Raw genomic sequence first — 13,410 nt, 5'->3', positions numbered from 1 at the left:
ATTCGACTCTTAGACTCTTAGAAGCGACGTGAAATTGTTGTACAGCTCCTGTCAACGATCTAAAGCGTAAGGATCTAAGAAACTACCTAAGTGTCGGCTTGGGGCGACCTTGTATGCGCCAACCGCCTGCACCAAACTCGTTCTTCACGTCTTGCTCGCCTTTCATGTCAATCAGTCCGGAAGCATCGAAACAATCCAGTCAGGCATTAACCGAGTCGTTGAATGAAGTGCGCGACGAGCCTGAAAGTCAGGATCAGCCGACTCTCGAATGGAATAAAGTCGATCTCCTAGCATTCCTGTCCCGCGCATGGAACCAGCCTGATTCCGCACGGGTTGTCGTCATTGGCACGATCCAGCCCGTCGCAGGCCATGAATGGGGCTTTCTCGAAGATTTGCATCATCCCGTAACTGGCGCACGTCTGCGTGCGCCCATCGCGAAGTCCCGAGTACAAGACAGAGTCTTCATTCAGTCCGTTGATCTGCGGGCGTTTCAGAAGCGCTGGCCGAAAGCTCTTTTCGCCAGGGCGGAACTTGTCCTTTCGCCAAGGGAAGAACGAATCAAACAAGAGGACTCTTTTGCGTGCCTGGTCCGGCCAGGCACGCTGGAGGCTCTCGTCACCATTCCGGACGAGTGGTGGCAACTTCTGGAGCGCGGCTCTGCACCGACACCGCTGATGCTCGCCCGGGCGCGCGACGCAATCGAGGATCGATTGCGCATCGATACATCCGAAAGCGAGGCGCGGCTGCAGGCAGTGCACGCAGAACTCGAGCGCGTCACGCTCGGCAAACAAACGCTCGACGAGGACTATCGCCGTCTCGAATCGGCGATGATTGAGAAAGCGGAAGCCGTCGCGGCCCTCGATGAAGAACTGACGAACGGGAGAATTCAATTGGAAAGCAGGTTGCGCGACCTGGAGGTGCTGCTGCGCGAGAAGGGCCAACGCATGGTTGCGTTGGAACTCGTCGATCAGGCTGACTTCGACCGCGCTTTTCCCTCGTCGCAGACGGTCGACGACCGAGTTGGCCATCGCTTCGCCGATGCGCTCGACGGAAGTCTCCCGAGACTCGCGGCATTCGTTCAGGCTTTTCTTTGGCGCAAGGAAATACGCTACAGCCGCGCGCAGTTGCTCAACTTCATCTCCCTTTTGCGGACCAACGATCTCATCGTGCTGGCCGGCGATTCCGGTTCAGGCAAGACGAGTTTGGTGAAAAGCGTTGCCGATGCGATTGGCGGGCGCTGGACGGTCATCCCCGTCAAACCCAACTGGACAGGACCGGATGACCTGCTGGGCTACTACAACCCGCTCGAACGTCGCTATCAGCCTTCGCCGTTCCTGTTGGCATTGCTCGATGCGGCGCGGGAACCCGACGTCCCGCACTTCATCTGCCTCGATGAGATGAATCTGGCGCGAGTCGAATACTATTTCGCGGATTTCCTGAGTCTGCTCGAAACGCGCGACGAAGCGCCATGGATTCATCTGTACTCGACGGCCGAAGAAAGGCACGTCACTACCGACAACCGCATTTTCCTGACGCTCGAGGAAGAGGCGCGCCGGCGTACCGGACTGTCCGAGACTGCATCGTTTGCCGATATGCTGATACACGATCAGGCGAATCTCGAACTTCGCCGGCTGACGGGTTTTGCGGAAGCGGACACGGTCATCAGCCACCACGCAAAGCTCAGGCGCTCGATATCCGGGCTGATCGACATACCCGCCGGGTTTCGTTTTCCGTCGAACGTGTGGATCATCGGCGCAGTCAACGTCGACGAGACAACGCATTATCTCTCGCCCAAAATTCTCGATCGCGCGCATGTGGTCCGGTTTCGCAATCCCGTGCTGGTTGACTGGGATCGTATCGAGGCAGAAGTCGAGACGTTCACACTGGACATGGACGAGTCAATGCTCATGTCGGCGTCCGAGATCGGCCTGCGCGAGCCCTATCCCCCATTCGATCCGCGTGACGCGCTGACCGCGCTGCTGGTGCAGTGGGCGAGAGACTTTCTCGACCCGCTGGGCATCGAATTCGGGTTGCGTGCCATTCGCCAGTCGCTCAACTATCTGCAGAAGGCGAAGCAGGCCGGGATCGAACTAGGCGCCGCGCTGAACCAAATCGCGCTTCAGAAAATCCTCCCCAAGATCATGCTCGATCTGGAGAAGACAGCGACTGGAGGCGCTAGCCGGCGGGACGTCCTGGTCGCGTTCCGGGATGCGCTGTCGGCAAGTCTCGAAACGCTCGCTGACGCCCAGACGACCGAATTAGCCGTCACGGCGCTCGACGATCTGATCGAGCGGTCCGCCACGAATAACGGCATCGCCAACTTCTGGGCGCGATGACGGCGATGCGTATAGAAGCCCGCTATCTGCTGATCGAATGGAAATCAGAAGCGCTCGCGCGGCATATCGATGTCTCGCCCGTTGCGCTCGAGTTGGGAGATGGCGAGGATGGTGCGCTCGAAGTCGAAAGCATGATCTTCAACGACTTCTACCCGTGGCTGGGCATTCGGCTGAGCGAAGCGGCAGAGCATTGCGTGCCGGTCTTCACGAGCGTGTCGGGAACCGAAGTTCCGCTCCTGCGTGTGGATGATCCGGGCAACGGCGGGTCATGGTGGATTCGCAACGATGGATGGGATGCCGTCGGCAAACGCCATCTGAACGAGATGCAACGCAGCGCAGGCATCTACACGATCCGCATCGACAGCGTCACGTTGCGAATCTTCAATCGCTTGTCGAACCTCGGCCGTGCGTGCGTGCAGGCCTACGTGGACGACTTTCGCGGTGATCTGATGTGGATGATCATGAGCGACGAGACGGGTGCGACGGCAAGCACGAACGGCGCCGGATCACCGGCCGAGTTGATTGACGCTCTGGACTCGCTGAGCCGGGCGCTGCAACGCATACAGGCATCGCCTTCCGTGATGATTCGCGAAAGTCAGACGCTCCAGCCTGTCGCGAAGGTAAGGGCGAATGCCGCAACCTTTCGTCAATTCATGAGCCGGCCGACACGCCGCCATGTCATCGGCCGATCGTTTTACGAAGCGGCGGACACGCCCGAGAACCGATATCTGCGGCACATTGTCGCGGTCTCGCTCAAAGTCGTTGAAACCTATGTCGACGCGGCGGCCAGCCAGGCCAGCTTTCTCGAGCGGCTGGCCGCCATCGAAACGAAACGGGGCAAGGAGAATCGCGAGATGGAGCGACGCTCGGTCGACCCGCTGGTGTGGGACCAGCAGACTGACGATATCGCGCAAAGGCTCGAAGCGCTTCACAGTTTCGGCGATCGCGAGGCGTCGAGAAAGCCGTTCCCGCTCAGGCTGAAAGCCCAGGCTCGCCCGAATTTCTCCTTCTACTATGAGCGGCAGAAAAGCGCGGGCAATGCAGACGACAGCAAAATTGCATATCGACTGGTGATCATGCCTCGGACGCCATTCGAACTGATCCTTCGCACGCACCATTTCTGCCGGAGATACAAGATCGCGGGCTCGGCGGACTCGAAAGACATCTTCAAGAAGGAGCAGTGGCATCGCGAGCTTCGCTTCGAATCGGTGGAGGCAGTGGAAGCGCAGACGAACATTCTGTCCAGCCGCGCGAGCAAGCGAATGAAGTTCGAAGATGACGGCTGGACCGCCGCGCTTCGGGAATCCGAGAAGCTAGAACTGAATCAGGAGGCGGAAGTATGCGAGCAGCGCGCCCGGGAGGCGTCGCGGCGAGGAGAAGCGATTGCGTCATCGCTCAGAAGCGCCCGGACACAAGCCAGCAGGCTTGCTCACATCGACGCAAGCCTCGCCAGTCGCAGCATCTCGTGCAGCCCGACGTTTCCGGCCAGCATCAAATTCCTGAGCAACCCTGACTATGCGGCGTGCATCGCGGCATTCAAGAAGATAAATGACGTCTGCAATCGAAACGGATTTGATGCAACGTCTCTCGATGCCATCGGTCGGATCGGCATACTCCACGCCAGCGACATTTATGAGAAATGGTCCCTGATAAAGCTCTTTTCGTTGCTGACGCAGACCTTTCGCTTCATACCCGAATCTGGCTGGCAATCGAAACTGACATGCGCCGTGCTTGCCGGAGCGGTCGACGCGCGCTTCGAGTTTTCACGACAGGCGTCCGCACTCAAAGTGGTACTGACCTATCAGGCGACATTGCGCAACGGCCGCCGCCCTGATTTCGTGTTGCAGGTCTTCCGCACGGCAACGGATGAATACTTTGGGCAGGAAGATGGCGACATCTTCCTTTGCGGCATCGTCATGGACGCCAAATTCCGGACCGCCTGGCGGCCGGACGCCCTGAGGCGAGTGCTCGACGAATTGATTCACACGAAAGACTATGGGACAGCCAGTCTGGGCGCGGGAGTCTTCGTCATCCAGCCGTGCGAGTTCACCGTTCACGCGCCGGAGTCTCCGTTGAACTGGGGCAGACATTGTGACTATGGCAGCCAGAAGTCGCATAAGAGCGGATGGGTTCAGGCCGGCGTGACCTCCACTGGCGTCGCCTCGGTGCAGCACCTGAAACGCCTGCTCATCATGGTTTTTCAGAAGGCCTTTGCACCACCCGTCGAAGTGACCCGTCACGATCATGAGACGCCGCGCTGGTTTTCCGACAGCTTCTGCCTCGAATGCGGCGAGCCTCACACCGAAGACTCGATCGACGCGCAGATCACCAAAGGCAGGCAGCTGAGCTGGCGTTTCACTTGCGCGCGGTGTCAGACGCAATCGAAAAGAACGCACTGCTATGAGTGCGCAAGCACCTCGTTGTTCAAGAACGGGACGCGCTGGACCTACCACAACACCGTTGCCGATCAGATCACCAACGTGCTTTGTCCGAAGTGCGGTGCGTTCTTTGACGCTGACTGGGACGCCGGCGACCACTAAGACGGCTTCAATGTCTGGCGGCGTGTGCCAATGCACACGCTGCCAAGGATCAAGAATCGCCCGGCATCGGTCGTAAATGAGCGATGAATTGGCCATCGTCAGGTCGAAGCGAAGAATAAACAAACAAAAAACGGTGAAGTATGGGATTGATCAAAGGGTCGTTCAAGGTGGTGAGTAACGTGGTGACCTTGGGCGGCGCAGCACGACTCGAAGAGGCGAAGCAGACCTACCAGGAACGCTACGACACGTATCAGACAATGCATGCGGACGCAAAGACGCAAAGACGTACGAGCAGCGGATTCAGGAGCACGTCCGGTCGATTGAGGCCGCACTGGCCAAAGCCAAGGAGAGGATCGACAAGGCCGAGGCCGTGCTGAACAACAGCGTCCGGAACACAACGACGCTGGAAACCGGCATTGCAACGACCACGACCACGTTGACCAAAGTCGCCAAATTCAAAAGCGATTACGACGCCGTCTCGGCTGTCGGCGCCGGTACGGTCACCGGCGGCACGCTCGCGGTCGGTTCATGGGCGCTGGTGTCCGCGCTGGGATCGGCTTCTAGCGGAACGGCCATCGCCGGCTTGTCGGGCGCCGCCGCGACCAACGCGACACTCGCCTGGTTCGGCGGCGGCGCATTGGCTGCGGGAGGCGTGGGAATGAGCGGCGGCGCGCTCGTGCTGGGCGGCATCGTGGCGATTCCGCTCGTCTTCGTCGCCGCGAAGGGCACGCACAAGAAAGCCGAGGAGATCGAGGACGAGATCGCGAAAGTGGAAGCGACTATGGCCACGCTGAAAGAGCAACTCGACGCGATGCCCGACTTTCTCTCGGCAGTGAAGACACGGCGGGACGAGACGACGTCGAATGTCAGGCATTCGCGGCGAATGTCGCGCGCCTGATCAAGGTCATTCGTCCATGGGGCCTGCCGAGTATGATCAAGCAGAAATCTACCTCCGGTTCGGCAAGAATCCGTTTTCGGAGAAGCAGGTTTTCGCGCTGAATGAACTCAATGTCAAAATCGCGGAATTCCTGCTCTGGTTTCAGAACGGCAAACCCGCGCAAGAACAAGCACAGCCCGAAACGCCCACCGCCCTCATTGCAGATTTAAGAACGGAGGACGCCAGCGGAGTTGTCCGAGCGACAAGCATAGCGAATGTCGTCGAAACATTCAGCCGACCGCTTGCTTCAGCAAAGTATCCCGTTCGGGACGACCCGAGCAAGAAGACTTCACCGAGCGAAACGGATAAGTCGGTCGTCCGCACATTCAGCAAAGCCTGACGGCGTGAAATTGTCTTTTCTTCCTGCTTTTTCTTCTTCGATTTCATCTATCTAAGACCTGGGCTTTTCTTCGGCTTGTCCGGAGTTGGCCGAAGGTGCGTTCGTCTTTAACAATCCGATGGCCAGTTAAGGGAGTTAAGGGGTCCCCCCCGACCTCGAACCCGCTGTGCAGTGTTCGCCTGTTGATTGGCGCGCCATTCGACGAGACCCCGCAATTTTTGAACAGCCACTACGGCTTCCTCAGTGTGGGTTCCCGGTAATCGGTACTCCACAAGCAGATCTCATCTTGCTTACGGCGTTGTTCAAATCCGCAACCGCCTGCTCTAACTTGTTCGCGGCGTCGTCGATCTCCGCGTAACGTCGATCAAAGAAATCAACGTGCGCAGTGTATGCCGCGATATCTTGTGGAGCGTCGACGCCCGGGCGTTGCGCCATTCTGTCAGCCGCTGCTTGCCGACTTTTGGCGCTCAGTGATTGGAAGTCGGCCGACTCCTTCGTCAAGGACCGGGCCGCTGTCCGAGCTCCCGTCGCGTCGATCGCACACTGCGGATCGGCAACCGTTGCGTGCCGGGTCGCTTCTTTCTCGAACCGGAGGCACGTCGCGACAACAGATGCGAACGCCGACTCGTATTGATCTGATTGCGTGAGCCTGTTTGACACCCTATTTCGCACATCTTCTTGAACAGCGCTCGCCGCATCCTCTTTTTGCTTATACATACCGATATTCAAACTACGAATGTTTCCCGGATACCGGAGTTGAATCAACCGGACCTGTTCGTCCTTCACTAATCGGTAGGACTTCATTGCGCGACTGTAACTACTGTACCCTTCTGCAATATCGTTTTCACCTCCTACGATGTCCTGACAGCTTGGCAAACCGTTGACACCTTGAGTCAAGCCCGCCGGGAGTTTCAGCGTGGTCAAATTCGTTAGCCTTTCAAGTGACCTTGTGTCTTGAACTGAGGTATCTTCAAGATCTAGCACCTCTAGCCCGCTCAACTTCTGCAGTGCATCGACGTTTCTGACGGGGGTTCCTTTAAGCGAAAGCTCACGTAAGGCAGTTAACGATCCTAACGCATCGACATTACGAATTTTTGTGTTATCTAGATTGAGCACTTGCAGTCCTGTCAAGCTGCTCAAAGCATCTATGTTTGCAACATTTGTGTCGCCGAGAAACAGCACGCGTAGGTTCGTCATCCCAGCCAGCACATCGATATTCTGGACCGGCGTGTCCGTAAGATAAAGTGCCTGCAAATTCGTCAGTCCTCGGACAGCGTCGATGTTCCCGACGCGGGTTCGGGATAGATTGAGACTTTTCAAGCGGACTAACACCTTTAGCGGATCAATGTTCTCGACCTTGGTGCCCTCGAGATTTAGTACTCTCAGGTCCCTCAACTCGCTCAATACATCGATATTCTGGACCGGCGAGTTCGAGAGTGTCAGAAATTGAAGACCAGGTAGCTCGCCCAGCAGGTGAATATCCTGAATATGCGAGTTGACAATGACCAGACCGCCAGTCGTCTGAAGCCTTTTTAGATGGGTTATCGCTGCGGCGAGGGCTGAATCAGATAACGTCGGGGGCATCGCCCAAATTAAGCATCCCGATGCGTCTAATTTCGCCGTCGTCCCATAGCAAGTTGTCGAGGTAAACCCTAGCGCAGCAAGGGTCTGCTGCTCTTGGCTATTCTGCAGATCGCTCAAAATCGACGGCGAGAGGAGCAACACTAAGAGTGCTAGACCGGCTGAGCTTCGGATTATCCATCGGCGTCGTCCACGCGTCCAATCCGGCCAATTTCGGATGTCCTTCTTAATTTCAGCTGATCCGGTTACGGCCCGGAGAAGGTTATGAACTGTTTCGTCGGACACTGCCAAATCAAGTGAACCCAAGTCGCCTTCGTTCAAGAAAGTCAAAAAAATCCTATCACACAGGACTTTCGTTTTATTGTCGTCAGTGCCTTGCAGAGTAGCGTCGCGATCAATCGCAATCCGCACCCCGGTCCCGGTCCGGGCCGCCGTCTCAAGCGTCGATAGCCATTTGTTGTACATCGCCCTTGCCTCCGCGGTGCGCTCAGGGGACAACGATTGTCCCAGTTCCAACCGCAACCAATCGGGCATGCGACCAGCGCGAAACCAAGGCAGCACACAAAGGGCGGCGTAGCTAGCCTCGTCAAGTAACGATTTTCCGCGGACATCGCACAGCGCACTTCCGGCGTACAACGTGAGTTCTGGGCGTAGTTCTGGAAATAGTGCAAGAACGCACATCAGTTCGAAAGCGTTTGGCGACAGTTCCAGCGCAATCGCGTCAAGTAATTCTTCTAACTCTTCATCGTTGAGTTTTCTATCAAGGTGCCACTGAAGCGCCCTTACGCCTTCCTGCCCTAGGACACTGAGCTGCGCTGGAGGCTGGTCAAATGCTTGGGGCGCTCTTCTGGAAGATGAAAGAAGGAACTCGCCTAGGGTCGATAGGCCTCTAGGGGTAGCCGGCACAACGATCAATCCCGCTACGGCAACGGACCGCTCACGCCAAGACCACCGATGCAATTGAACGGGGGTCAGCAGCACAACGTTTCTCCACGATTTGAACTCTGACGTCCACCAATGCATCTCTCCGCTAAATGGGTCAAAAAGGCACTCGCCATCAGTCAGCAGAATGAGCGTATCTTGATCGTGGCGAGCAGCTACGTCTGCAAGTGAAACGGAATCTTCCTCGTCAGAATCGTCACGCAGGAGACGAGGATCGGTATCAAAAAAATAGACGGTACTATGCACCGACTCTCGTTGAAGGCAATCGGCGATCGCCCGTCCTAAGACTGGCAAGTGGTCTCGAGCTGCCTGCGCTTCGACAAGAATCGCGTAATCCGGGAGGCGCGGGCGCCGCCCGCTTACCAGCAGAGGATATCCCCCAACGGTCGCTGAGGCGCGGACGCTCGCTCGTATGTCCGGCTTCCTGGTGCGTATAGACCGATACCTGCGCATGTCCTGGGCAGCACGATGGATCTGTCTGGCGACGTCTCGACGATAAGAAGTGGGTCCGCGCTGTTCGCCGGTTGTGTTGACGACGTCTCGGAAATCGAACAACCGCAGGCCGCCAAGGGGTGTATCGAGTTCAGCAACGTCTTGCCCATCAACGCTATCCTCCGCTCGATTAAGCACGGACCGATTGCGTCGACGGGACTGCGAGTAAAATTGTCGACCGATAACAATCGCTCCTGCCAGCAATGCCGCCTCCAACAAGCATCCCGCAATGAATTGAACGTTGCCTTCCTTATTTTGGATGTTACTTGACCTAGATCCTGAAGGGATATTTACAGGTTGTTCGACAGGCTGAGCGATTTCGGATGCACCGCGAGACGCAAAGATAGTCGAAGACAAAGGCATCGCAGGTAAGCTATAGTAAAACTTCGGCAGCAAGGAAACAATAAGAATGGAGGCCAATAAAAATGCCACCCATGCTCCTGCAATGAGCCAACGCCGTGGAACTCTCGCGATCCTAAACGTAATGGAAGGTGATCCGCCGGTTTCGAATTCGATACGTCGGGAAAACGTCTTGAAGTACTCAACTAGATTGGCTTGTTGATATGGCGAAGTACACAGGATTGGCGCCAACCATTGGGCCGCTTCAGCGGGCCCACGAGGCGCCCGGCCTTCGCTAGCCAAGTATTCGAGCAGCGCTACAGTTCTCAGGATATCTCCTGTGCCCAAATGAAAATCGACGCTCCGCAAGAAGTTAACCAGTTCTATCGGGTCTGGCGGCCAGTAAGCGTTCTTCGGTGGCACTGTGCGTTCCATATACTTCTCATGAATTGTGCGACCATTCATCAATTATCCTCGCCGCCACACCCATGTCGCTCTCGTTTTTTGCGATAACCGCCACCAATCGCTTCAGTACGGTGGCCGACTCGCTTTTGCCAGATTTGGTCTTGTCCATTGCATCACCCGCTAACTTTAGCCACTGTAAAAGTTCCGCAGTGCCTGGCGGCCGCTGCAAGGAAGTACGCATCAATTGAAAAAGCGAAAGGAGTTTCGTAAGAAGCCCCTCGTCTAGAGGCAGTCGATTTAGCCGGCTAGCAATGATTCGTCTGAGTTCATCGTCTTTCGGGAACGAAATATGATGATAAGCGCAACGACGTAGGAAAGCCTCGGGCAAGGCTCTTTCACTGTTGCTCGTAACGATCACTACTGGACGCGGTGCATCCTTGGGTGGTCGAATGCTAAGATCGAACTCCGGGATAGAGAACGCCATACGATCGAACTCCTCAAGTAAGTCATTCGGCGTATCGCGAGGCGCTTTGTCGATTTCATCGATTAACACAACCACGCGCTCGGCTTCCTCCCAGTGCCGCTCCGGTAATAGATCGGCTACCGTCGGAATCGCACGATCGCGCTTCGCGCCGAATACGTCGGACAACACTCGCTCTGTCCCGGATAGCTCGCCTCCCGCACGGCTTCGGAGTTCAGTCCACGGAGGACAGGCTCGAAGAATCGCCTCACCGAGCGGGTGAATAACTAAATATTCAACTAGACGCCGTGGATTTCGGCTCGGTTGAGAGTCTCTGAAAATTGCTAGTTCGTCGATGGTGTAAAGCAGCGCATCCCGACCCGAATCGGACTTAACTTGCATTTCCAGAAGCCGTCCGCCGAAACGCTCATGTGCCAGTGCTGCTGCCAAGGAAGTCTTCCCGGTTCCAGGATCTCCTGTCAATAACAATGGCTGGCCGACCATGAGCGCAACTTCGACGGCATATATCAATGCTTCACTTGGAACATAATGACCGGTCTCGCGCAACATCGGCTCAAGCGGCGGGGGCAAGTCAGGTTCGACACGCTGTTTCCCGCTCCCGGTGAAGACGGGAGAATGGTCAGAATTGCTAGATGTTGATACGAGCACGATCGGCCTCCTGCTTCACAAAAAGACGAACGCTGGTTTTGAAGTCGCGCAAAAAAAATTGGCCTATATATTCTTTGCGTAGCGTTATATCGAGTTCCTCGATAAAACGTCGATGCATCGGCGCCACGCGCGATGGGATTTCCTCGTCTAGCCAATTCTCCAAATCAACGTTCCGGCATGCGGCAAGCTCAGGCAGTTCACCAATCACCACGCCCTGGATTCGCGGCTCATAGGCCAGCCACTCCCTGGCCCGCTCTCGCGTCGCGTCCAGCAGCAACAGGTGAATGGGCACAAAACGGTCTTCCGGTACCATCGCGGCCCAAAATTTAGACCATGCGGATAGGACTAGGGCGGAGTCGTGGTCCAAGGGGCGGTTGAGCAGGTCAGAGACGAAGATTCGAGGACGAGTACCACTCTTCCAGAGCTTGATATATTCGGTTGGTTCGATTGGGCCTGTTCCTTTACAACCCAATAAATTCCAGAGTTCATTGCGCAATTCCGCGAGCACCTGCTCAGTAGAGCGGCCAACAAGCGAGGGCCACCACAACGCTGGAGCAGCGAGGCACATCCTGGGCTTGTTCAATGTTCGCGGCAGCGTAAATCTTTTTAGTCGTTCCACCAGTTCCATAGGGGCGTGGCCGTCATTGCCGGCGCCAGGTAGTAACAAAATGATGGGGCGCACAGGTTGCGAGATTGTTCGCGAATCGCCTTCTCCCACTTGTGATAACGAAGCCTCTCTACACACCGCGATGAATTCCTTTTCCTGGTCCTTACGATCAAGTAGGCAGATCAGTTTATGAACTGGGGGGGGCTGCGGACGCTCTGTGTTCTCAGACCGACCAAGGGCGTTATGGAGTATTCTCGCGAGGTCACTGTCTTCGAGTAAGCAGTCGATGCGGACTGCGCGAAATTTATAGCGATCAAGGCCGTTATTGAATGCTGTGACGACGCCGATGAGTTGCGGCAATGCATCTCGAGCAGGCAATAGGTCGCGAGCGAACAGGGCTGCTCCTGAAAAACCTTTCCAGTCAGAAGCGGTATCGAGAGGTTCGTTGTCGCGGGTGCGGCCGAAATCCGGTTGCAAGATCTGCAACGTATCGGTGATCTGCCCCGTTCCCGGTTGCACAATGCCAGAAATCTGATGGGTATCTCGCCTTTTCGCCGCCCCTTGCTTGTCGGCTGGCTCAGTATGCTTCGGGTATCCGGTAGCAAAGACTCTGATCTCGGACGCGAAAGGTACATCTGCGGTATCCGCATTGCCGACCAACCGCAAAGCCGGCGATCTTTTGTACCTGCCGTCGATCTTATTGAGGCGGATCACCGCGATGTCGGGGGTGTGTGGATTTAGTCTTGCCCCAACTGTCGGCCAAATTAACGTGGCCAATTGCGGCGCCTCGTCACGGCGCGTCATGTCGACCGTACGAACTGAAATCTCAAAATTGTGAGGCACTGATGAGAAGTCACTAGGCACCAACACGTGCCGCGCGGTGAGGACAATGCCGTCGCCTAGTAAATATCCGCTTCCATAGCTGCCTTTCCCCGCGCTGCTGTATATCTCAACAACGCGCCCATCGCGCGTCTGGCTCATTTCCGCTTCGTCGTTTTGGCTTTCATTGGGTTGGTAATTCCCGAAGAGCTAATTTCCACGGGGCCGCCGCCGGGTCCAATCGGCTCTAAAGTCAACTTGAGTGCATGGGTAGTCTCGTTTTCATAGGTTCCCTTCGCTCCAAGTTCGACAACCCAGAATTCTGCACCGACCTTGGCTTCCCCGGTCGCGGTAACACCCAATTTCAACTCAAGTTCAATAGGTTTGAGCCGAAACTGGAGATCCTTATCGGCGCCCTCTTTCAGTGCTCTGAGCAATTCCGCCCGAAGATCTTCGATCACCCGAGCGAGTGGAATCCCCGATGTTTTCGTCGACATGGCTCTTCTCCAAAACCGTCGCGCTTTGCAGACCATACCCAAACTCTAGGAGATTTTTTTATGTTCAATCCGACAAACTGCGGCGAACCTGATCATACGCCTGTGCTTTTTTACTTCACGAGTCGATTTAAGACGGATGTATTAGTGGACTGCATCATTAAACGGTGACGCTTACAGTCGAATTTGTAAGTCGAAAAAAGTTGCAGCCGCTGCCTGCTAGTGGATCGCCTTTCGTTCGATATCTTGCTCAGACAATCTGGAATCCTGGCGGCTTTGCGGCCAAGTTGCATTGCTTGCGGGGATTTCAAATGGGTCGCTTCGGAGACAGTCATAGTGCGTATTCCGGTGATCGTGACCGACATTTCCGGCATCGTGACCGCTGATTCCGTTTTATCGTGACCGCGGTTTCCGGTTGATCGTGATCGGCAATTCCGGCGATCGTGACC

The 13,410-nt window shown here is 56.0% G+C and carries 9 protein-coding genes; 4 read left to right on the top strand and 5 right to left on the bottom strand.

Annotation, left to right across the window (positions count from 1 at the left end):
• Nucleotides 1-113: 113 nt before the first annotated feature.
• Nucleotides 114-2,336, top strand: coding sequence for an McrB family protein (locus AWB68_RS38375; protein WP_200828913.1), 2,223 nt, complete (start codon nucleotides 114-116; stop codon nucleotides 2,334-2,336).
• 44 nt (nucleotides 2,337-2,380) lie between these two features.
• Here the strand turns inward: AWB68_RS38375 and AWB68_RS49080 are convergent, their stop codons facing one another.
• Nucleotides 2,381-2,527, bottom strand: coding sequence for a hypothetical protein (locus tag AWB68_RS49080; RefSeq protein ID WP_200828912.1), 147 nt, complete (start codon nucleotides 2,525-2,527; stop codon nucleotides 2,381-2,383).
• Nucleotides 2,528-2,761: 234 nt separating this feature from the next.
• On the opposite strand from AWB68_RS49080, the gene AWB68_RS38370 reads away from it, so the two are divergent.
• From AWB68_RS38370 to AWB68_RS38360, 3 genes are all read left to right on the top strand, one after another.
• Nucleotides 2,762-4,876 (top strand): hypothetical protein, encoded by a 2,115-nt coding sequence (locus AWB68_RS38370; protein ID WP_200828911.1) that lies wholly within the window; start codon nucleotides 2,762-2,764, stop codon nucleotides 4,874-4,876.
• Between the two features lie 370 nt (nucleotides 4,877-5,246).
• Complete coding sequence (locus AWB68_RS38365; protein ID WP_087649426.1) at nucleotides 5,247-5,774, top strand: hypothetical protein; 528 nt, start codon at nucleotides 5,247-5,249, stop codon at nucleotides 5,772-5,774.
• Nucleotides 5,740-6,153: a hypothetical protein gene (locus AWB68_RS38360; RefSeq protein ID WP_125483186.1), complete on the top strand. Its 414-nt coding sequence runs from the start codon at nucleotides 5,740-5,742 to the stop codon at nucleotides 6,151-6,153. Before AWB68_RS38365 ends, AWB68_RS38360 begins: the two co-directional genes overlap by 35 nt.
• Nucleotides 6,154-6,393: 240 nt before the next feature.
• Here the strand turns inward: AWB68_RS38360 and AWB68_RS38355 are convergent, their stop codons facing one another.
• The 4 genes from AWB68_RS38355 to AWB68_RS38335 are packed head-to-tail and all read right to left on the bottom strand — an operon-like array spanning nucleotide 6,394 to nucleotide 12,964.
• Entirely contained in the window at nucleotides 6,394-9,972 is a 3,579-nt protein-coding gene (locus tag AWB68_RS38355; protein WP_125483185.1) for a leucine-rich repeat domain-containing protein, read from the bottom strand.
• Nucleotides 9,950-11,041 carry an AAA family ATPase gene (locus tag AWB68_RS38345; protein ID WP_125483184.1) on the bottom strand — a complete coding sequence of 364 codons (1,092 nt, stop codon included), beginning with the start codon at nucleotides 11,039-11,041 and terminating at the stop codon, nucleotides 9,950-9,952. The genes AWB68_RS38355 and AWB68_RS38345 overlap by 23 nt, the downstream gene beginning before the upstream one ends.
• Complete coding sequence (locus tag AWB68_RS38340; protein WP_087649421.1) at nucleotides 11,022-12,629, bottom strand: S1 family peptidase; 1,608 nt, start codon at nucleotides 12,627-12,629, stop codon at nucleotides 11,022-11,024. Before AWB68_RS38340 ends, AWB68_RS38345 begins: the two co-directional genes overlap by 20 nt.
• The gene (locus AWB68_RS38335) at nucleotides 12,626-12,964 is read right to left on the bottom strand and encodes a trypco2 family protein (RefSeq protein ID WP_087649420.1); all 339 of its coding nucleotides are present in this window, start codon (nucleotides 12,962-12,964) and stop codon (nucleotides 12,626-12,628) included. Before AWB68_RS38335 ends, AWB68_RS38340 begins: the two co-directional genes overlap by 4 nt.
• Nucleotides 12,965-13,410: the final 446 nt, after the last annotated feature.

It is taken from the genome of Caballeronia choica (genome assembly GCF_001544535.1).
GTDB classification, from domain to species: Bacteria; Pseudomonadota; Gammaproteobacteria; order Burkholderiales; family Burkholderiaceae; genus Caballeronia; species Caballeronia choica.
The sequence above is the reverse complement of the archived record's forward strand: the minus strand, read 5'-3'. Positions and strand labels throughout refer to the sequence as shown.

Coding starts and splice junctions, on each gene's coding strand:
- AWB68_RS38375 (WP_200828913.1), top strand. CDS start 114: ATGCGCCAACCGCCTGCACCAAACTCGTTCTTCACGTCTTGCTCGCCT.
- AWB68_RS49080 (WP_200828912.1), bottom strand. CDS start 2,527: ATGCTCTGCCGCTTCGCTCAGCCGAATGCCCAGCCACGGGTAGAAGTC.
- AWB68_RS38360 (WP_125483186.1), top strand. CDS start 5,740: ATGTCAGGCATTCGCGGCGAATGTCGCGCGCCTGATCAAGGTCATTCG.
- AWB68_RS38355 (WP_125483185.1), bottom strand. CDS start 9,972: ATGAATGGTCGCACAATTCATGAGAAGTATATGGAACGCACAGTGCCA.
- AWB68_RS38340 (WP_087649421.1), bottom strand. CDS start 12,629: ATGAGCCAGACGCGCGATGGGCGCGTTGTTGAGATATACAGCAGCGCG.
- AWB68_RS38335 (WP_087649420.1), bottom strand. CDS start 12,964: ATGTCGACGAAAACATCGGGGATTCCACTCGCTCGGGTGATCGAAGAT.